11 protein-coding genes are annotated in these 20,133 nt (G+C 60.4%); 3 read left to right on the plus strand and 8 right to left on the minus strand.

Features of this window, described 5'->3' with window-relative positions; translation table 11 throughout:
- The first annotated feature begins 78 nt into the window (after positions 1-78).
- A complete protein-coding gene (locus EnteroDNA1_RS04780) occupies positions 79-975 on the plus strand; it encodes a DMT family transporter (protein WP_069302958.1) in 897 nt (298 codons plus the stop codon).
- Here EnteroDNA1_RS04780 and narI read toward each other — a convergent pair.
- The 5 genes from narI to EnteroDNA1_RS04805 all read right to left on the minus strand — a co-directional run bounded on the left by narI (position 972) and on the right by EnteroDNA1_RS04805 (position 9,410).
- The gene (gene narI / locus EnteroDNA1_RS04785) at positions 972-1,649 is read right to left on the minus strand and encodes a respiratory nitrate reductase subunit gamma (RefSeq protein WP_069302959.1); all 678 of its coding nucleotides are present in this window, start codon (positions 1,647-1,649) and stop codon (positions 972-974) included. The genes EnteroDNA1_RS04780 and narI overlap by 4 nt on opposite strands.
- Entirely contained in the window at positions 1,649-2,359 is a 711-nt protein-coding gene (narJ, locus tag EnteroDNA1_RS04790) for a nitrate reductase molybdenum cofactor assembly chaperone (protein ID WP_045404951.1), read from the minus strand. The genes narI and narJ overlap by 1 nt, the downstream gene beginning before the upstream one ends.
- Positions 2,356-3,891 carry a nitrate reductase subunit beta gene (gene narH, locus EnteroDNA1_RS04795; RefSeq protein ID WP_039263580.1) on the minus strand — a complete coding sequence of 512 codons (1,536 nt, stop codon included), beginning with the start codon at positions 3,889-3,891 and terminating at the stop codon, positions 2,356-2,358. Before narH ends, narJ begins: the two co-directional genes overlap by 4 nt.
- Entirely contained in the window at positions 3,888-7,631 is a 3,744-nt protein-coding gene (locus tag EnteroDNA1_RS04800) for a nitrate reductase subunit alpha (RefSeq protein WP_069302960.1), read from the minus strand. The genes narH and EnteroDNA1_RS04800 overlap by 4 nt, the downstream gene beginning before the upstream one ends.
- Positions 7,632-8,012: 381 nt before the next feature.
- Entirely contained in the window at positions 8,013-9,410 is a 1,398-nt protein-coding gene (locus EnteroDNA1_RS04805) for a NarK family nitrate/nitrite MFS transporter (protein ID WP_033145765.1), read from the minus strand.
- A 309-nt stretch (positions 9,411-9,719) separates the two neighbouring features.
- Between EnteroDNA1_RS04805 and narX the strand changes: the two genes are divergently transcribed.
- A complete protein-coding gene (gene narX / locus EnteroDNA1_RS04810) occupies positions 9,720-11,516 on the plus strand; it encodes a nitrate/nitrite two-component system sensor histidine kinase NarX (protein ID WP_069302961.1) in 1,797 nt (598 codons plus the stop codon).
- Complete coding sequence (narL, locus tag EnteroDNA1_RS04815) at positions 11,509-12,159, plus strand: two-component system response regulator NarL (protein ID WP_008499531.1); 651 nt, start codon at positions 11,509-11,511, stop codon at positions 12,157-12,159. The genes narX and narL overlap by 8 nt, the downstream gene beginning before the upstream one ends.
- Before the next feature lie 3 nt (positions 12,160-12,162).
- Here the strand turns inward: narL and EnteroDNA1_RS04820 are convergent, their stop codons facing one another.
- From EnteroDNA1_RS04820 to nirB, 3 genes are read right to left on the minus strand one after another with little or no spacing between them, the layout of a single operon-like run.
- The gene (locus EnteroDNA1_RS04820; RefSeq protein ID WP_069302962.1) at positions 12,163-13,569 is read right to left on the minus strand and encodes a YchO/YchP family invasin; all 1,407 of its coding nucleotides are present in this window, start codon (positions 13,567-13,569) and stop codon (positions 12,163-12,165) included.
- 47 nt (positions 13,570-13,616) lie between these two features.
- The gene (locus EnteroDNA1_RS04825) at positions 13,617-16,142 is read right to left on the minus strand and encodes a nitrate reductase (RefSeq protein ID WP_069302963.1); all 2,526 of its coding nucleotides are present in this window, start codon (positions 16,140-16,142) and stop codon (positions 13,617-13,619) included.
- Positions 16,139-20,125 (minus strand): nitrite reductase large subunit NirB, encoded by a 3,987-nt coding sequence (gene nirB, locus EnteroDNA1_RS04830; protein ID WP_073000660.1) that lies wholly within the window; start codon positions 20,123-20,125, stop codon positions 16,139-16,141. Before nirB ends, EnteroDNA1_RS04825 begins: the two co-directional genes overlap by 4 nt.
- Positions 20,126-20,133: the final 8 nt, after the last annotated feature.

A 20,133-nucleotide genomic window follows, 5' to 3' on the forward strand; every position in this document is an offset into this window, starting at 1 on the left:
TGCATTTCACCTTATCTCATCCCTGTAAAACCCGACAGCGATTTTCGACAATAGTGACATACAATCAGGAGGTGGATGATGCGTGATTTCCATAAAGGCGTCTGGCAAATGAGCCTGGCGATGTTAATTTCCGGCTCTATCGGTGCGTTTGTATTACTCAGCGGTCTGCCGGTGACGGAAGTGGTGTTCTGGCGCTGTCTTATCGGGGCAATAGCGCTTTTTATTTTTATCCGGGCAAGTCAAAAGCCCTTCAGTCCCCTCACCCGCACCACGCTGCTGCTGGCCATTCTCGGCGGCGTAGCGCTCGTGGTGAACTGGCTGCTGCTCTTCGCGGCCTATGAACGGATCTCGATTGGTCTTTCTACCGTGGTCTATAACACCCAGCCGTTTATGCTGGTCTTAATGGGGATGTTTTTAGGTGAGCGCGTTAGCCTGGTGAAATGGGGCTGGCTGTTCCTCGCCTTCGGCGGCGTGGTGATCTTGCTCTCCAGCGAGCTGACCGGCGCGCACGGCAGTGAATGGCTCGCCGGAATCGGCCTGGCGATGGCCGCGGCTTTCTTCTATGCGGTCACGGCCATTATTGCCCGCAAGCTCAGATCCGTTGCGCCGCAGCATATTGCCTTTATCCAGGTGCTGACGGGCGTCGTGATGCTTTTGCCGTTTGCCAGCATGCCGTCATTTTCCGGTGATTTTCCCTGGCCGATCCTGCTGACGCTGGGCATCGTCCATACCGGCATTATGTACCAGCTGCTCTACAGCGCGATCCAGAAGCTGCCTACGCCCATTACCGGCTCCCTGTCGTTTATCTATCCGGTGGTGGCGATCGTTGTCGATAATCTGGTGTTCGGACACTCGCTGAACCTGACGCAGCTGGCGGGCGGCGCGCTGATCCTGTTTGCTGCCGCGGGCAATAACCTGGGCTGGGGCGAAAAAAAACCCCGCGAATGCGGGGTTGGTATCAAAACGGCGAATTAGCGACGGGCACGCACAATCTGGTATTTGCGCGTCAGGTACTCCACCGGCGCGCTCCAGATATGCACCAGACGTGAGAACGGGAACAGCACAAACAGCGTCATCCCCAGCACCAGGTGAACGCGGAAGATAAACGCTACGCCGTCCAGGTGCGCGGAGGCTCCGCCGTGGAAGGTCACCACGGACTGCGCCCAGCCGACGAGCTTCATCATTTCGCTCCCGTCCATATGCTGCGCCGAGAACGGAATGGTCAGCAGGCCCAGCGCGCACTGCACCATCAGCAGGGAGAGGATCAGAATATCCGCTGCGGTCGTGGTCGCACGCACGCGCGGGCTGAACAGACGACGTTTCAGCAGCAGCAGGCCCCCCACCAGAGTCATCACGCCGCAGGCACCGCCGGCGATCATCGCCATCTTCTGCTTCACCTCGATCGGTAGCCACGCTTCATACATCCAGTGCGGCGTCAGCATCCCCAGGAAGTGACCGGCAAAAATCCCCAGAATACCGATGTGAAACAGGTTAGAGCCCACATGCATCCCTTTACGATCCAGCATCTGGCTGGAGGCGGCACGCCAGGTGTACTGGCCGTAGTCGTAACGCAGCCAGCTTCCCACCAGGAACACGGTGCCCGCGATATACGGGTAAATGTCAAAGAAGAACATATTCAGGAAGTACATTAGTGCCGTCCTCCGTTAGAGATATTCAAATATTGCGGGGCAACCGCGCCGGCAAAGCGACGCTGGTGAGCGGAGATTTCAGACTCGCCGCAGTTCTGGTCAGCAAAGAATTTCACCTGCTCTTCTTCCCAGACGGCATCCAGCGCCTGTGGGGTATCGTCGCGGGCTTCATCCGCAATTTTCTCCGCCACTTTTTCACTGTCGACCGAGGCGTTGGCCAGCTTCACCAGCAGATCGAACAGAACAGCATAGCGGCTCTCGCGCTGCTGAAGACGCGCGCCGAGCAGCGCCAGGATCGGCGCGATATCCTGCAGACCGCCCAGCGCCTCCTCTTTCGGCAGCTGCGCCAGGTACTCCAGATACAGCGGGAGATGATCCGGCAGCTCGCGGCTGTCGAGCTGCAGGCCGTGCTGTTCGTACTGGGCCATCAGGTCCACCATCGCCTGACCGCGGTCACGGGACTCACCGTGAACGTGTTCAAACAGCAGCAGCGAGGTCGCACGACCACGGTCAAACAGCTGGCTGTAGTCCGACTGGGCATCCAGAAGGTCGCGCGCCAGCAGATCGCGGAGGAAAACGCCAAGCCGCTGGGCATCGTCTTTATCCAGGTTTTCAGATGACGCGAGTGCATCAAAGAGTTCCTGCTGATGCTGCGCAAGCGCAGCATCCGGGTACTCGAGCAGACGCGAAACAATGACGAGTTCAATCATTGGTGCGGCTCCGTTTTGCTGGTCACATCCATGGCATCGATGCGGCGGCTGTTGAACAGGTTGAATTTGCTGTCTGACCCGTGGCAACCGTCGCCAAAGGTAAAGCCACAGCCATTTTTTTCCGGGAAGGCTTCACGGGCCAGCTCGCGGTGGCTGCTCGGCACCACGAAACGGTCTTCGTAGTTGGCAATCGCCAGATAGCGGTACATCTCCTGCGCCTGCGCTTCGGTCAGACCAACCTCTTCCAGCGCGCGGGTATCGATCACGCCGTCTACGGTTTCCGCGCGTTTGAAGTGACGCATCGCCAGCATACGCTTCAGCGCGAGCAGTACCGGCTGGGTGTCCCCTGCGGTCAACAGGTTCGCCAGGTACTGAACCGGAATACGCAGGCTTTCTACGTCCGGCAGGATGCCGTTACTGCCCAGTTCGCCCGCGTCAGCCGCGGACTGAATCGGCGACAGCGGCGGCACGTACCAGACCATCGGCAGGGTGCGATATTCCGGGTGCAGCGGCAGGGCCAGCTTCCAGTCCATCGCCATTTTGTACACCGGTGACTGCTGCGCCGCGTCAATCACGCTCTGCGGCACGCCGTCTTTCAGGGCCTGCTCGATCACCTTCGGATCGTTCGGATCGAGGAACACGTCCAGCTGACGCTGATACAGATCTTTCTCGTGCTCGGTGCTGGCGGCATTTTCAATCGCGTCCGCGTCATACAGCAGCACGCCGAGGTAGCGAATACGGCCTACGCAGCTTTCTGAGCAGACGGTCGGCATTCCGGCTTCGATACGCGGGTAGCAGAAGATGCACTTCTCAGATTTACCGCTCTTCCAGTTGAAGTAGATTTTTTTGTACGGGCAGCCGGTGATGCACATACGCCAGCCGCGGCACTTGTCCTGGTCGATCAGCACGATGCCATCTTCTTCACGCTTGTAGATAGCGCCGCTCGGGCAGGTCGCCACGCACGCCGGGTTGAGGCAGTGCTCGCACAGGCGCGGCAGATACATCATGAAGGTATTTTCGAACTGGCCGTACATCGCCTTCTGCATGTTCTCGAAGTTCTGGTCTTTGGCGCGCTTCTCGAACTCGCCGCCCAGAATCTCCTCCCAGTTTGGACCGCTGGTGATCTTGTCCATGCGCTGACCGGTGATCAGCGAGCGCGGACGGGCGATCGGCTGGTGCTTGCTTTCCGGCGCGTTGTGCAGGTTCTGGTAGTCGTAGTCAAACGGCTCGTAGTAATCGTCGATGCCCGGCAGGTGCGGGTTAGCGAAGATTTTACCCAGCAGCATCGCGCGGTTACCCATGCGCGGCTGCAGCTTGCCGTTGATTTTACGGATCCAGCCGCCCTTCCACTTCTCCTGGTTTTCCCAGTCGGTCGGGAAGCCGGTGCCCGGCTTGCTTTCCACGTTGTTGAACCAGGCGTACTCCATACCTTCGCGGCTGGTCCAGACGTTTTTACAGGTGACCGAGCAGGTATGACAGCCGATGCATTTATCCAGATTCAGCACCATGCCGACTTGTGAACGAATTTTCATTTTACGCTCTCCTGTACCTGGTCATTACCTTCGTCGTCTAACCAGTTAATATTCTTCATCTTACGTACCACCACGAACTCATCGCGGTTCGATCCTACGGTGCCGTAGTAGTTAAAGCCGTAGGCCAGCTGCGCATAGCCACCGATCATGTGGGTCGGCTTCGGCGTAATGCGGGTCACGGAGTTGTGGATCCCGCCGCGCTGCTCGGTAATTTCTGACCCCGGCAGGTTAACGATACGTTCCTGCGCGTGGTACATCATGGTCATCCCGGCCGGTACGCGCTGGCTCACCACCGCACGCGCCGTCAGGGCACCGTTGCTGTTGAACACTTCGATCCAGTCGTTATCTTCGATACCCAGATCTTTGGCGTCCGTTTCGCTCATCCAGACAATCGGACCGCCGCGCGACAGGGTCAGCATCAGCAGGTTGTCGCTGTAGGTGGAGTGGATACCCCACTTCTGGTGCGGCGTCAGGAAGTTCAACGCCTTCTCTGGGTTACCGTTCGATTTCGCGCCCATCACCGCTTTCACGGAGCGGGTGTCGATTGGCGGACGGTAGACCAGCAGGCTTTCACCGAAGTCGCGCATCCACTGGTGATCCTGATACAGCGACTGACGGCCTGACAGGGTGCGCCATGGGATCAGCTCGTGAACGTTGGTGTAGCCCGCGTTATAGGACACGTGCTCATCTTCCAGACCAGACCAGGTCGGGCTGGAGATAATCTTGCGCGGCTGCGCCTGAATATCGCGGAAGCGGATTTTCTCTTCCTCTTTATTCGTCGCCAGGTGCGTATGGTCGCGACCGGTGAACTCGCTCAGCGCCGCCCAGGCTTTGACGGCAACGTGGCCGTTGGTTTCCGGGGCCAGGGTCAGGATCATCTCTGCCGCATCAATCGCCGTGTTTAGCATCGGCTGGCCTTTCGCCGGGCCGTCCGCTTTGGTGTAGTTGAGCTTGCGCAGCAGATCCATTTCGCTCTGGGTGTTCCAGGCGATCCCTTTCCCGCCGTTACCGATTTTCTCCATTAGCGGGCCGATAGAGGTAAAGCGCTCGTAGGTTGCCGGATAGTCGCGTTCAACCGGAATAATGTGCGGCGCGGTTACGCCCGGGATCAGGTCGCATTCGCCTTTTTTCCAGTCCTTCACGTCCAGCGGCTGCGCCAGTTCGGCAGCGGAGTCGTGCTGAATTGGCAGCGTCACCACGTCGGTCTCTTTGCCGAGGTGCCCAACGCAGACTTCGGAGAATTTCTTCGCGATGTCTTTGTAGATATCCCAGTCGCTTTTCGATTCCCACGCCGGGTCAACGGCCGCAGACAGCGGATGAATAAACGGATGCATATCCGAGGTATTCATGTCGTCTTTTTCGTACCAGGTCGCGGTTGGCAGCACGATGTCGGAGTACAGGCAGGTGCTGGACAGACGGAAGTCGAGCGTCACCACCAGATCCAGCTTGCCGTCGAGGCCGTTATCTTTCCACTCGACCTCTTCCGGCTTCACGCCGCCCTGCTTGCCGAGATCTTTCCCCTGGATACCGTTTTCGGTACCGAGCAGGTATTTCAGCATGTACTCGTGGCCTTTACCGGACGAGCCCAGCAGGTTGGAGCGCCAGATGAACAGGTTGCGCGGGTGGTTTTTACCGTTCTCCGGCTGTTCCGCCGCGAAGCGGATTGAGCCATCCTTCAGGGATTTTACGGTGTAATCCACCGGTGACATGCCCGCCTTCTTCGCCGCTTCCGCAATGCGCAGCGGGTTAGTGCCCAGCTGCGGCGCCGATGGCAGCCAGCCCATGCGCTCTGCGCGCACGTTGAAGTCAATCAGGTGGCCGCTGTAGCGGGATTTATCCGCCATCGGCGACAGCAGCTCCTGCGCGGTGACCGTCTCGTAGCGCCACTGGCTGGAGTGGTTATAGAAGTAGGAGGTGCTGTTCATATGGCGTGCCGGACGCTGCCAGTCGAGGGCAAACGCCAGCGGCTGCCAGCCGGTCTGCGGACGCAGTTTTTCCTGGCCGACGTAGTGTGCCCAGCCGCCGCCGCTCTGACCGACGCAGCCGCAGAAGATCAGCATGTTGATCAGACCGCGATAGTTCATATCGAGGTGATACCAGTGGTTCAGACCCGCGCCGACGATGATCATCGAACGACCGTGCGTTTTGTCCGCGTTTTCTGCAAACTCACGTGCGATACGGGTAATGTGCGCGCGAGGCACGCCGGTAATCTGTTCCGCCCAGGCCGGGGTGTAGGCCTTCACGTCGTCATAGCCGGTTGCGCAGTTTTCATCGCCCAGACCGCGCTCCAGACCGTAGTTCGCCATGGTCAGGTCATAAACGGTGGTGACCAGCGCGGTAGAGCCGTCGGCCAGCTGTAGGCGCTTAACCGGCAGTTTGTGCATCAGAACGTTTTTCAGTTCAACCTTGTTGAAGTGCTCTGAACCTTCACCGCCGAAGTACGGGAACCCGACTTCAGCGATCTCGTCCTGGCTGCCCAGCATGCTCAGGCGCAGCTCCGTCTCTTCACCGGTCGTACCGTTGCGTTGCTCAAGGTTCCACTTGCCCTTCTCGCCCCAGCGGAAGCCGATAGAGCCGTTTGGCGCCACCAGCTCGCCGTTGCTGTTATACGCAACGGTTTTCCACTCAGGGTTGTTTTCCTGGCCCAGCGAATCCACCAGATCGGCTGCGCGCAGCGTGCGGCCCGCGGCATAGTAGCCCTCACGCTCTTCCAGCATGACCAGCATCGGCATGTCGGTGTAGCGGCGAACGTAGTCGGTGAAGTACTGGCTTGGCTTATCAAGATGGAATTCACGCAGCATGACGTGGCCCATCGCCATCGCCATCGCCGCGTCGGTACCCTGTTTCGGCGCCAGCCACAGATCGCAAAGCTTGGCGATTTCCGCGTAGTCAGGGGTCACTGCTACGGTTTTGGTGCCTTTGTAACGGACTTCGGTAAAGAAGTGCGCGTCCGGCGTACGGGTCTGAGGTACGTTTGAGCCCCAGGCGATGATATAGCTGGAGTTGTACCAGTCCGCGGACTCCGGCACGTCGGTCTGCTCGCCCCAGGTCTGCGGAGACGCAGGCGGCAGGTCGCAGTACCAGTCGTAGAAGCTCAGGCAGGTACCGCCGATTAGAGACAGATAGCGCGCCCCGGAAGCGTAAGAGACCATCGACATCGCCGGAATTGGCGAGAAGCCCGCCACGCGGTCAGGACCGTAGGTTTTGACGGTGTAGACGTTGGAGGCGGCAATCAGCTCGTTTACCTCTTTCCATGAGGAGCGAACGAAACCACCGCGACCGCGAGCCTGCTTGAAGCTTTTTGCTTTGTCAGCGTCTTCGATGATGGACGCCCAGGCATCCACCGGATCGCTGTGCTGCACTTTCGCCTCACGCCACATTTTCATCAGGCGCTTGCGCATCAGCGGGTATTTCAGACGGTTAGCGCTGTAGAGATACCAGGAGTAGCTGGCACCGCGCGGGCAGCCGCGCGGTTCGTGGTTTGGCATATCCGGGCGGGTGCGCGGATAGTCGGTCTGCTGCATTTCCCAGGTCACCAGACCGTTTTTAACGAAAATCTTCCAGCTGCATGAACCGGTACAGTTCACGCCGTGGGTCGAACGGACGACTTTGTCATGCTGCCAGCGCTGGCGGTAACCGTCTTCCCAGTCCCGGTTGGTATCCAGAACCTGGCCGTGCCCATCGGCAAAAGTTTCACCCTTCTGTTTGAAGTAGCGAAACCGGTCCAAAAATTTGCTCATCGGGTATCTCCTGTGTGGAGCCTGTGGCTCTCTAAATCGACATTGCTGATTTACAGCGAAGGTAACGCCCTGAAAGAGGGGGAGAATTGATAACGATCAAGACGAGGAGGGACTTTCAGGCGAGGGATTACACCAAATACCACCAAAGCGGTATCTTCAAAAAATTCATATCATCATGAAATATAGAGTTATTTTTATTTTATCGTACAAAAAGCCAGTCAAAATTTAACATCTCAGGTATTAAGGGGTAGAGCCACCTGCAAAGCGATGGCGATCACAGTGTCACCGCAGGCGTCTGCCGTAAAAGCCGTAAGTATGTTGTAACTATTATTCAGGCTAAAAAAAATGCGGCCCGAAGGCCGCGTAAACGGATAATCACACTTACTTATTTTTCTTGGTATTTCGGCCATATACCAGCCACGTAATCACAACGCAGGCGATATAGAAGACGAGGAAGACTTTCATGGCACCGGCCGGTGAGCCGGTCAGGTCCAGAGAGATACCGAACGCTTTCGGGATAAAGAAGCCGCCAATCGCGCCGATGGCAGAGATAAAGCCCAGCGCCGCGGCCGTATCCGTCGCCGCTTCGCGCATGGCCTGCTCTTCGCTCCCGCCCTGCGCCTTCACGCGATCCATCGTCAGCTTACGGAAGATCACGGAGATCATCTGGAAGGTAGACGCGCTCCCCAGCCCGGCCGTCAGGAACAGCACCATAAACACGCCGAAGAAGGCGATGAAGTTACCGCCCTGCCCGTCGACGGGTAGAGTGAGGAACAGCAGCGCGCAGAACACCGCCATCACGACGAAGTTCACCAGCGTCACGCGGGTACCGCCGAGACGGTCAGAGACCATACCGCCCAGCGAACGCGCCAGGGCACCGATAAACGGTCCGAAGAAGGCAAAGTGCAGGATTTGAATCTCCGGGAACTGCGTTTTCGACAGCATCGCGAAGCCCGCAGAGAAGCCGATAAACGAACCGAAGGTAGCCAGATACAGCAGCGCCATCACCCAGAGGTGTCCACGCTTCAGCACCGGCAGCTGTTCGCTCAGCGACGCCTTCGACGCGGACAGGTCATTCATAAAGAACCAGGCTGCGAGGGTGAAGACCACCAGGAAAGGCACCCAGATCCAGGCGGCGTTCTGCAGATAGAGGGAAGAACCATCCGCCTGCTCAACGCCACCGCCGCCAAAGGCCGCGAAAATAGAAACAGAGATCGCCAGCGGGGCAATCAGCTGCATCACGCTGACGCCCATATTCCCCAGGCCGCCGTTAATGCCCAGCGCACCGCCCTGCTTCGCTTTCGGGAAGAAGAAGCTGATGTTCGCCATGCTGGAGGCGAAGTTCGCACCCGCAAAACCGCACAGCAGGGAAATAATCACGAACACGCTGAACGGCGTAGAGGTATCCTGCACCGCGAAGCCGAGCCAGACGCAGGGGACGATCATGATGCCCGTACTGAACGCCGTCCAGCGACGACCGCCAAACACCGGCACCATAAACGCGTAAGGCACACGCAGCAGCGCGCCTGACAGCGACGGCAGCGCGGTCAGCATAAACAGCTGATCGGTCGTAAACGTAAACCCGACTTTGGGCAGGTTGACCGCCACCGCGCTAAACAACATCCATACGCAAAACGCTAATAACAAACACGGCACGGAAATCCACAGATTCCGGCTTGCTACACGATGGCCGCGCTGTTGCCAGAACGCCGGATCCTCTGGACGCCAGTCTGTAATAACGGCACCATTTTCCCTTTCGGGAGCGGATGAGTGACTCATAGACACCTCTGATTCTCGAATGATGCTGCAAACATTAGGGTTTTAGGGCGGCGGTAAGTTGATATAAATCAAAGGAAAAGTGGGAGGATTTGCGGCGTAAAATAAGGCCTCACCCTTAGTGAGTAGGCTAATTCGGTAAAAAAGACGTGGTTTTTCACGGCACTGACGGTTCCAGACTACCCCCACCTCCTTCCCCCTACTCCGTTGGCAATTTAGGGGTAATCCTTTATTGGTATGGGTATACTCCAGGGTATGCACCAGAATAGCGCCATTCCTGCAAGCAGGCCACGTCAGGAGCACGCCACCTCTATGTTAAAAAGATGTTTATCTCCGCTGACGCTCGTGAATCAGCTAGCCCTTATCGTTTTGCTGTCCACCGCCATCGGCGTGACCGGCATGGCGATCTCCGGCTGGCTGGTACAGGGCGTACAGGGTAATGCGCATGCCATCAACGAGGCAGGCTCGCTACGCATGCAGAGTTATCGCCTGCTGGCGTCGGTTCCCCTGACGCAGGACGATCGGCCCCTGATTGATGAGATGGAGCGCACGGTCTTCAGCCCCGAACTGGAAAACGCCGCCATCCGCGCCGGTCAGCAATATCAGCTCAAAGCCCTTCAGGGCTACTGGCACACCCAACTGGAGCCCGGGCTGAAACAGGCGCGCAGCACCGAAACCGTTGCGCAGGACGTGGCGGGTTTCGTCTCACGCATCGATGCGCTGGTCTCCTCTTTCGACCAAACCACCGAATTACGCATCGACCGGGTGGTGATGGTGCACCGCGCCATGGCGCTGTTTATGGGGCTGCTGCTGATCTTCACCATCGTCTGGCTCCGCGCGCGGCTGCTGAACCCGTGGAAACAGCTGCTGGCAATGGCCCGCGCGGTGACCGCACGCGATTTTACCCAGCGCACGCACATCAGCGGGCGCAACGAGATGGCCATGCTCGGCCAGGCGCTCAACACCATGTCTGCAGAGCTCTCCGAGAGCTACGCGGTGCTGGAACAGCGCGTTCAGGAAAAAACGGCCGGACTGGAGCAGAAAAACGAGATCCTCTCCTTCCTGTGGCAGGCCAACCGTCGTCTGCACATGCAGGTGCCGCTATGCGAACGCCTCTCTCCGGTGCTGAACGGCCTGCAAAATCTGACCCTGCTTCATGACCTTGAGCTGCGCGTCTACGACGTGGAAGACGAAGACAACCATCAGGAATTTACCTGTCAGTCGGATATGTCCTGCGATGACAAAGGCTGCCATCTTTGCCCTCGCGGCCTGCCGCCGCTGACGTCCGGCGGCACTACCCTGAAGTGGCGCCTGACCGACAGCCACACCCAGTACGGTATTCTGCTGGCAACGCTGCCAGCCGGGCGTCACCTGAGCCACGACCAGCAGCAGCTGGTCGATACGCTGGTCGAACAGCTAACGGCCACGCTGGCGCTCGACAGGCATCAGGAAAAGCAGCAGCAGCTGATCGTCATGGAAGAGCGCGCGACCATCGCCCGCGAGCTTCACGACTCGATCGCCCAGTCGCTCTCCTGTATGAAAATGCAGGTGAGCTGCCTGCAGATGCAGGATGCGGAGATGCCCGAAAGCAACAAGCAGCTGCTCGGCCAGATCCGCAACGAGCTGAACACCTCCTGGATACAGCTTCGCGAGCTGCTGACCACCTTCCGTCTGCAGCTGGCCGAGCCGGGCCTGCGTCCGGCGCTGGAGTCCAGCTGTCACGAATTTAGCGCCCGGCTGGGGTTCCCGGTGAAGCTGGACTACCAGCTGCCGCCGCGGTTTGTCCCCTCCCACCAGGCCATACATGTACTGCAGATCGCCCGTGAAGCGCTGAGCAACGTGCTTAAACATTCCGGGGCGACGGCGGTAACGGTCACCGTCAGCCAGCACAGCAATCAGGTGAAGCTCACGGTTCACGACAACGGCCGCGGCGTGCCGGAAAATGCCGAACGCACTAACCACTATGGTTTAATTATTATGCGAGACCGCGCCCAAAGCCTGCGCGGTGATTGCCAGGTTCGCCGGAGAGAGACGGGTGGCACGGAAGTTGTCGTCACCTTTATTCCCGAAAAACCGCTTACAACTGCTCAAGGAGAAACCCATGACTAATCAGGAACCGGCATCCATCCTGTTGATCGACGACCATCCGATGCTGCGTACTGGCGTGAAACAGCTGGTCAGCATGGCGCCCGATATCACCGTGGTTGGCGAAGCCAGCAACGGTGAACAGGGCATTGAGCTTGCCGAATCCCTCGATCCCGATCTGATCCTGCTCGATCTGAATATGCCCGGCATGAACGGTCTGGAAACTCTCGACAAGCTGCGGGAAAAATCCCTTTCCGGGCGCATCGTCGTCTTTAGCGTGTCGAATCATGAAGAGGATGTGGTCACGGCGCTGAAGCGCGGGGCGGATGGTTATCTGCTCAAGGATATGGAGCCGGAAGACTTGCTTAAGGCGCTGCAGCAGGCCGCGGCGGGCGAGATGGTTCTCAGCGAAGCCTTAACGCCGGTGCTGGCCGCCAGCCTGCGCGCCAATCGCGCCACCTCTGACCGTGACGTCAGCCAGTTAACCCCGCGCGAGCGCGATATTCTCAAACTCATTGCCCAGGGGCTGCCGAACAAAATGATCGCCCGCCGCCTGGACATCACCGAAAGCACGGTCAAGGTGCACGTGAAGCATATGCTGAAGAAAATGAAGCTCAAATCCCGCGTTGAAGCCGCGGTGTGGGTGCATCAGGAACGCATTTTTTAAGGATTACTCCTCCGGCAGAAGCTTCCAGCGCGGGTCGTTGTCCGGCAATGCGACCAGCGGCTGCACGACGGTCAGCACGATCTCATTGGACGAGACGCGCTGGCCTTTCTCATCTTCCACCACCGCCGACAGGTGCCAGCGGTTTGTCGCCCCTTCACTGTCATCCCAGGCAGGCATAATTACACTCCAGCCGTCGCTGCTGTTGCTTTTGGACGGCGACGTCAGGCTCAGCGCCTGCGTATCCCCCTGCCAGTGGATCTCACGAATGCCGTGCGCGCTGCGAACCTGAAGCTTCAGCATAACGGTCTCGCCCCCTTTCAGATCCCACGGCGGCGTCGCCAGCCAGACGGACAGCGTTTTACGCTGGCGGAACTCCATCACCGGCAGGCTATTGCGCTCCGGCGAGTCGTAGCGGCTTCCGCGCAGGGAACGCGTGGCGGCGACTTCACCGGCGGAAAGCTGCTTCACCAGCGGCACGCCAAAGCGATAGTTGAGCTTCAGCCCGAGGTTATTCTGGCTCGCGCCACTTTCGCCCTGCTTGTGCGCGGCGGTCAGGGTGACCAGCGGCACGGGGGTATAGTTAAGCCCCAGATTCACCGCCACCGGATTGTGATAGCCGGTTCCGCTGTTGAAGAGGTCGACGTTATCGCCGAAGTATTGCTCGAAGCTCACGCTGGTATTGAGATGATGGAACCACGGCAGCCAGGCTTTAGCGGTGACGTCATAGCCGCGCGCCATGCGCTGCTCCTGGACGTCAGAGCGATCGCGCCAGCCAGCAAAGGGCTGATAATAGTTGGCTGACAGACGCAGATTTTCCCCCCACGCTTCCGCGCCCAGCCCGGCACGCTGCAGGTTTTCGTCCAGCAGGTTATCGTAAAATGTGTTGTAACCCAGCAGCCATTTCCCGGCGACCCAGCGCTGGCCTATTCCGGCGTTACTGACCAGGCCATCCGCCTGCTGGGTCAGGCCAAGCTGGCTCCAGCTCAGGTAACGGTTGTTATCGTTCCAGGGGATAAACCAGCTCCCGCTGCTGCCGTTAAATTTGCCGTCGTTATCCACCAGCAAGTTCACGCTGGCGTTCCCCCAGGGCGAAAGCCAGGACTCAATCTGCTGGTTCACTTCGCCGCTCACCGCGTCGCGCACCTGGCCAAACGCAAACTGACGCGCCTGCTCGCCCGTTGTCAGGCCGTTGTCGGTCATGCTGGCTTCACCGAAGGCTTTCGCCATTTCGGCCAGGTGTTTTTCCCCCTCGCCCGTTGGCGCCGCCATGCCGAGGTCGGGCAAACTATCCCCATTATTATCAAAGGGATTTTGCGCCTGCTGGATAAAGGAATTCGGCGCACCGTGAACGGCTCCGACCGTAACAAGGGAGAGTAATAACAGCAAACGAATGCGGGACGATACAGCCATCAACGTCGTAAATAAGAACCTGTGTTTATGAATAAACTCCTATTATGTTAACGCGATAAGCCTTGAAATGCAGTTCTGGCGGACATTTCAGGATTATCCTGAAACAGCCCTTTCAGCTCCGGCACGCAGGAGCCACAGTTCGTACCGCAGCGCAGCGTCGCCCCCAGCGCGGTGACGGAATCACACCCGCCGACGATCGCCTCCCGTATCGCATTCTCCCCGACGCTGAAACAGCTGCAGATGATGCGTCCCGGATCCGCCGCCTCCCCGACGCTCTGCCCGTTCAACAAGGCGTGGCGTTCTGCGAGAAGCACGGGTGGGGATTGAAAAGCGGCTTCAATCACCGCATGCGCCAGCGCCGGTAACGCGGTGCCCTCCCAGAAGCCCAGCATCAGCTGGCCTTCATGCCAGGCCAGCACGCTGCTGCGTTCGCCGGTTTGCGCAACCTGCAGCTGCCAGCCACGAGCGCTGGCGTATTCCATTACCCACGGCAGCAGCGGTTGATCGCCCGCCACCGTCAGGCGTGAGGCTTTACGCCACCAGTAAGCCGAAGAGGGCATTTCCGGCCATTCCCGGGCATAGAGTTCCCCCTGCCAGGCGGGCTGCCAGGGCAGGATCCTGACGGCGGTTTGTTTACTCTCTGGCTGGCCCGAAACCGGATCGCAGCGCCCTTCCACCAGCGCATTCACCTTTCCCTGGCGGGCAAACCCGGCGTTCCAGTGCATCGGGGCAAACGCCTCGCCTTCCCGTATCCCGTCGCTGATTCGCACTCTTGCCACCATCACGCCGCGCGGCGAGCTGATGCGCGCCAGCTGGCCGTCGCACAGGGAAAACCGAACGGCGTCTGCCGGGCCAACCTCAACAAACGGTTCGGCGATATGCTGCATCAGCCTCGCCACGTATCCCGTTCGGGTCATGGTATGCCACTGATCGCGGATGCGCCCCGAGTTGAGAATCAGCGGGTATAACGCGCTGACCGTCGCGCCGTGCGACAGAGGGTTAACGGGAACGATGTTTCGGCGCGGAAAACTCCCCGTCGGCCACTGATAAGGCTCAAGCTGATCCCACTCCTCGCGGGTTAGCGCAGCCAGTTCATGAAGACTCAATGCCCGCGCGCCGTCATTTTCAAAGGCCGTCAGCGCCGCATGTTCGCAAAAAATCTCGTGCGGATGTTGCCAGGCAAAGGCCTCGCCGTAGCCCAGCCGTTTCGCCATCTGCGCGACGATCCACCAGTCCGGCTTCGCCTCGCCCGGCGCGGGCAGAAACGCGCGCTGGCGCGAAATGCGGCGTTCCGAGTTTGTCACCGTCCCGTCCTTCTCCCCCCAGCCCAGCGCCGGAAAACGGATATGGGCGAACCGGCTGGTATCGGTATCCTTCATCACCTCAGAGATCATCACCAGCGGGCAGTTCGCCAGCGCCTGACACACCGCGTGGCTGTCCGGAAGCGACACGGCGGGGTTAGTGCCCATGATCCACACCGCCTTCACCTCGCCGCGGGCAATGGCGTCAAACAGCTCCACCGCCATCAGGCCCGGGGTTTGCGCCAGCCGTTCCGTTCCCCAGAAACGCGCCACCCGCGAGAGATCGTCCGGCTCAAAGTTCATGTGCGCCGCCAGCTGGTTAGCCAGCCCGCCCACTTCCCTTCCCCCCATCGCGTTTGGCTGTCCGGTCAGCGAAAACGGGCCGCAGCCCGGACGGTTGAACTTCCCGCTGGCAAGATGAACGTTAATGATGGCGTTACACTTGTCGCTGCCGCTGGCGGACTGGTTGATCCCCATGGTGTAGAGCGTGATGGCCCGGGGCGCCGTCATAAACCAGTCATAAAAGGTGCCTATATCCTGCGGCGAGAGGCCGCAAAACGCCGCCACGCGCTCAACGGGCCACTCATCCGTTCCCTGAATCACATTAAGCAGACCGACAAACAGCCCGGCGTCGCTGCCGGGGGCGAGCGCCAGATGCAGGTCAGCAATATCACAGGTGGCGGTTCTGCGGGGATCGATTACCACCACCTTGATCCGCGGGTTGTCGTGCTTCGCCTGCACCAGCCGCTGATAGAGCACCGGATGCGTCCAGGCCGCGTTCGAGCCAGCCAGCACCACCAGATCGCTGTTTTCCATATCCTCGTAGCCGCACGGCACCACGTCTTCGCCAAAGGCGCGCTTGTAGCCCACCACCGCCGAGGACATACAGAGCCGGGAGTTGGTATCGATGTTTGCCGCGCCGATAAACCCTTTCATCAGCTTGTTGGCGGCATAGTAATCCTCGGTCAACAGCTGGCCGGAGGCGTAAAACGCCACCGCCTGCGGCCCCCATTTATCGATAATGTCCCGCAGACGCTCTCCTGCCGCGCTCAGCGCCTGCGCCCAGTCCACCTCAAGGCCGTCAACGACCGGGCGCAAAAGCCGCCCCTGTAAGCCCGTGGTCTCCCCCAGAGCCGATCCTTTCACGCACAGGCGACCCAGGTTCGCAGGATGGGTTTCATCTCCCCGAACGCTGACCGCTTCACCTTGCACGCGGACGATCACGCCGCAGCCCACCCCGCAGTAGGGGCACGTTGTCCGGGTTTCCGTCATGAGGCCTCCGCACGCATTACCAGGGCGTCGCTGCCAACCCACACCTTGCCGTTTTCAATCTTCACCGGCCAGGCGCGCACCGCGGGTTCGCCGCTCTCCACCTGACAGCCGTCGCGCAGGCGAATGCGCTGCTTGTAGAGCGGTGAAATCACCACCGGCTCGCCCGCCGCATCGCCAAGAATGCCGCGTGAAAGCACATTCGCATCGCCGCCCGGCTCCCGATCGTCGAGGGCGTAAACGGTTTTACCAAAGCGGAAGAGCGCAATCGGCTTACGTCCAAGCCGCGCGCCGATGCCCGCCTGCTCGGGGATATCGTCGATGCCGCAAATTTCCTGCCAGCGCTTGCTTTCATCCGGCGCGGTCTCGTTCACCGTCGTGCGGAACAGCGCCAGGCGGCTGGGATCGCTGAGCGTGGTTTGCCATTCGCACTGGTAGGTTTCCACCACCCGGGCCATCTCCTGCTCCAGCTCGTGGGCGATACCGAGGCTGTCGTTGAGGATCACCTCCCGCAGATAGTCGAGGCCGCCTTCCAGGTTGTCCATCCAGGTGCTGGTGCGCTGCAGGCGATCCGCCGTGCGGATGTAAAACATCAGGAAACGGTCGACGGTGCGGATCAGCGTTTCGTCGTCCAGATCGCTGGCGAAGAGATCCGCGTGGCGCGGCTTCATCCCGCCGTTGCCGCACAGATAGAGGTTCCAGCCCTTATCGGTGGCAATCACCCCCACGTCTTTGCTCTGCGCCTCCGCGCACTCGCGGGTGCAGCCTGAGACCGCCATTTTGATTTTGTGCGGCGCGCGCAGGCCCTTGTAGCGGTGCTCCAGCCGGACCGCGAGGCCGGTGGAGTCCTGCACGCCGTAGCGGCACCAGGTCGAGCCGACGCAGGATTTCACCGTGCGCAGGGATTTCCCGTAGGCGTGTCCGGTTTCAAACCCGGCCTCCACCAGCGCCTGCCAGATCGCCGGCAGCTGTTCCAGAGTGGCGCCGAAAAGATCGATACGCTGTCCGCCGGTAATTTTGCTGTACAGGCTGTAGCGTTTCGCAATCTGCCCGATGGCAATCAGCCCGTCGGCAGTCACTTCCCCTGCGGGCATGCGCGGCACGATGGAGTATGTGCCGTCCTTCTGGATGTTGGCGAAGTAGCGGTCGTTGGTATCCTGCAGCGGCAGGTGCGCCGGTTTCAGCAGATACTCGTTCCAGCAGGAGGCGAGCACCGATCCCACCAGCGGCTTGCAGATCTCGCATCCGTGCCCCTGTCCGTAGCGGCTGATAAGCTGGTCAAAGGTGCGGATATGGTTGACGCGCACGAGGTGGTAAATCTCCTGGCGCGAGTACGGGAAGTGCTCGCAGATGTCCTTTTTCACCTCCACGCCCTGCTCCGCCAGCTGGAACTCCATCACCTGCTTCACCAGTGCACTACATCCGCCGCAGCCGGTCGCCGCTTTGGTGCACTGCTTAACGGCGCCGATATCCGCCGCGCCCGCGCTCACCGCCCGGCAAATATCGCCTTTACTGACGTTATGACACGAACAGATCTGCGCGCTTTCCGGCAGCGCCGCCACGCCGAGCGCTTTTGGCGCGCTGCCTGACGACGCGGGTAAAATGAGCGTTTCCGGCTCTTTCGGCAGGCTGATGCCGTTAAGCATCATCTGCACCAGCGTGGCGTATTCGCTGGCATCGCCCACCAGCACGCCGCCGAGCAGCGTTTTGCCGTCGTGGCTGACCACGATTTTCTTGTAGATTTGCTGCGGGCCGTGCGTCCACTGGTAGCTCAGCGCCCCCGGGGTGCGCCCGTGGGCGTCGCCGAACGAGGCCACGTCCACGCCGAGCAGCTTGAGCTTAGTGCTCATATCCGCGCCGGTGAAGGTTTTATCCTCCCCCGCCAGCGCGGCGGCGGCCACCCGCGCCATCTGATAGCCGGGCGCGACCAGACCGAAGATTTTCCCCTCCCACAGGGCGCATTCGCCGATGGCCAGCACGTCCGGATCGGAGGTCTGGCAGCCGTCGTCAATGCAGATCCCGCCGCGTTCGCCGATAGCCAGCCCGCTGCTGCGCGCCAGCGCGTCCTGCGGACGGATGCCCGCCGAAAAGACCACCATGTCCGTTTCCAGCTGTTCGCCATCGGCAAAGCGCAGCACCAGCCCGCCGTCCGCGGTGGCGATCTCCGTCGTGGCTTTACTGGTGTGAACGCCGACGCCCAGCGCCTCGATTTTCTTGCGCAGCATCGCCGCGCCGTCGTTGTCGAGCTGGACCGCCATCAGGTTGGGCGCAAACTCCACCACGTGGGTTTCCAGCCCGAGCTGCTTCAGGGCATTCGCCGCCTCCAGTCCGAGCAGGCCGCCGCCAATCACCACGCCGCGGCGCGAGCCCGCCGCATGTGCAGCAATGTTGTCCAGGTCGTCAAGGGTGCGGTAGACAAAACAGCCCGGCAAATCGTTGCCCGGCACGGGCGGAACGAACGGGTATGAGCCGGTCGCCAGCACCAGCTTGTCCCAGTGGGTCTCATGCCCGCTGGCGGTACGAACCACGCGCGCGTCGCGATCGATGCCGACGATCTGCTGCGACAGGCGCAGCTCAATGCCGCTGTCGGCAAAGAAATCCCCCTCCACCAGCGAGAGCGACGCCGCGCTGCGGCCGCCAAAATATTCCGACAAATGCACGCGGTCGTAGGCGGCATAGCGCTCCTCGCCAAAGACGACGATCTGATACTGCTGATGCAGATTGCGCTTAACGCAGTCTTCGAGGAAATGATGGCCGACCATACCGTGCCCAACCACCACCAGAGTAGGTTTTGTCATAGCATTCTGTCCTGCAACCTGCGGTTGCGTAGTGAAACGATCGAACAGCCAGTCCGCGTGGGCGGGCGCAGCCGTTGCCAGTAAATCGGTAAACGTTGCCGCGCTGCGGCAGTCGCCCATCAACAGCGCGCCAGCCAGCGCCCCCTGATGGATCAATAAACGACGATAGTGACGGGTCATCGGATCCCATGCGCTCCAGACCACGTCGCCCTCCTGCTCCGCCGCACGGCCGAGGCTGAACAGCTCCACGCCCGTCACCTTGAGGCGCATCCCGCTGTCGGTCAGGGTAAACGGCGCGGTAGCGTCCCCGGCCAGCCGCGCGGCCAGGATTTCCGCCTGCGCCAGGCAGGGGGCGACCAGGCCAAACGTCTGCCCGTCAATTTCGCAGCACTCGCCGATGGCGTAGACGTTCGGTTCGGAGGTTTGCATCTGGTGATCCACCACGATGCCGCGCGCGCAGCGAATGCCGCTGGCCTGCGCCAGCGCGACGCTGGGCTGCACGCCGGTCGCCAGCACCACGCGCGCGGCGACGACGCGGCGCCCGTTGAGCAGCGTCACGCTATTCCCGCTCACCGCTGCGATGCCCGAGGCGAGCTCACAGCGCACGCCCCGCGCCGCCAGCGCCTCTTCCAGCAGCATTCCCGCCTGCCGATCCAGCTGCTGCTCCATCAGCCACGGGCCGCGATGAACCAGCGTGACGTTGTCACCTGAGCGCGCCAGCGCTGCCGCCGTCTCAACCCCGAGCACGCCGCCGCCCAGCACCACCGCCGGACCGGCGATCGTCCGAATGGCCCGGGTATCCTCCAGGGTGCGGAACGTGAACACATGCGGCGCATCGCAGCCGGGGATTGGCGGAATAAAGGGCGTTGATCCGGTGGCAAACACCAGCGCGTCCCAGCCCAGCGTGCGGGCGGTGGTTTGCACTTCCCGCGCGTCCACGTTCACGGCGATCGCCTTTTCACCCCGCAGCACCGTCACGCCGCGCGACTGGTACCAGTCGTCATCCTGCAAACAGATGTCTGCAGCCTGCTTTTCACCGCCCAGGACCGGCGAAAGCTGGATGCGGTTATAGGCATGCTCCGGCTCGTCACCGATGACGGTGATAGCGAAACGACCGTCAGCACGCCCGGTGAGCGAGGCAATCAGCCGCGTGGCCGCCATGCCATTTCCGATAATGACCAGTCGCATCAAAACCC

Source organism: Enterobacter sp. HK169, assembly GCF_001719105.1.
Taxonomy (GTDB): domain Bacteria; phylum Pseudomonadota; class Gammaproteobacteria; order Enterobacterales; family Enterobacteriaceae; genus Enterobacter; species Enterobacter asburiae_B.

What these genes read in the sequence shown, in the direction of transcription:
- EnteroDNA1_RS04780 (WP_069302958.1), top strand. Translation starts at nt 79, where the DNA reads ATGCGTGATTTCCATAAAGGCGTCTGGCAAATGAGCCTGGCGATGTTA.
- narI (WP_069302959.1), bottom strand. Translation starts at nt 1,649, where the DNA reads ATGTACTTCCTGAATATGTTCTTCTTTGACATTTACCCGTATATCGCG.
- narJ (WP_045404951.1), bottom strand. Translation starts at nt 2,359, where the DNA reads ATGATTGAACTCGTCATTGTTTCGCGTCTGCTCGAGTACCCGGATGCT.
- narH (WP_039263580.1), bottom strand. Translation starts at nt 3,891, where the DNA reads ATGAAAATTCGTTCACAAGTCGGCATGGTGCTGAATCTGGATAAATGC.
- EnteroDNA1_RS04800 (WP_069302960.1), bottom strand. Translation starts at nt 7,631, where the DNA reads ATGAGCAAATTTTTGGACCGGTTTCGCTACTTCAAACAGAAGGGTGAA.
- EnteroDNA1_RS04805 (WP_033145765.1), bottom strand. Translation starts at nt 9,410, where the DNA reads ATGAGTCACTCATCCGCTCCCGAAAGGGAAAATGGTGCCGTTATTACA.
- narX (WP_069302961.1), top strand. Translation starts at nt 9,720, where the DNA reads ATGTTAAAAAGATGTTTATCTCCGCTGACGCTCGTGAATCAGCTAGCC.
- narL (WP_008499531.1), top strand. Translation starts at nt 11,509, where the DNA reads ATGACTAATCAGGAACCGGCATCCATCCTGTTGATCGACGACCATCCG.
- EnteroDNA1_RS04820 (WP_069302962.1), bottom strand. Translation starts at nt 13,569, where the DNA reads ATGGCTGTATCGTCCCGCATTCGTTTGCTGTTATTACTCTCCCTTGTT.
- EnteroDNA1_RS04825 (WP_069302963.1), bottom strand. Translation starts at nt 16,142, where the DNA reads ATGACGGAAACCCGGACAACGTGCCCCTACTGCGGGGTGGGCTGCGGC.
- nirB (WP_073000660.1), bottom strand. Translation starts at nt 20,125, where the DNA reads ATGCGACTGGTCATTATCGGAAATGGCATGGCGGCCACGCGGCTGATT.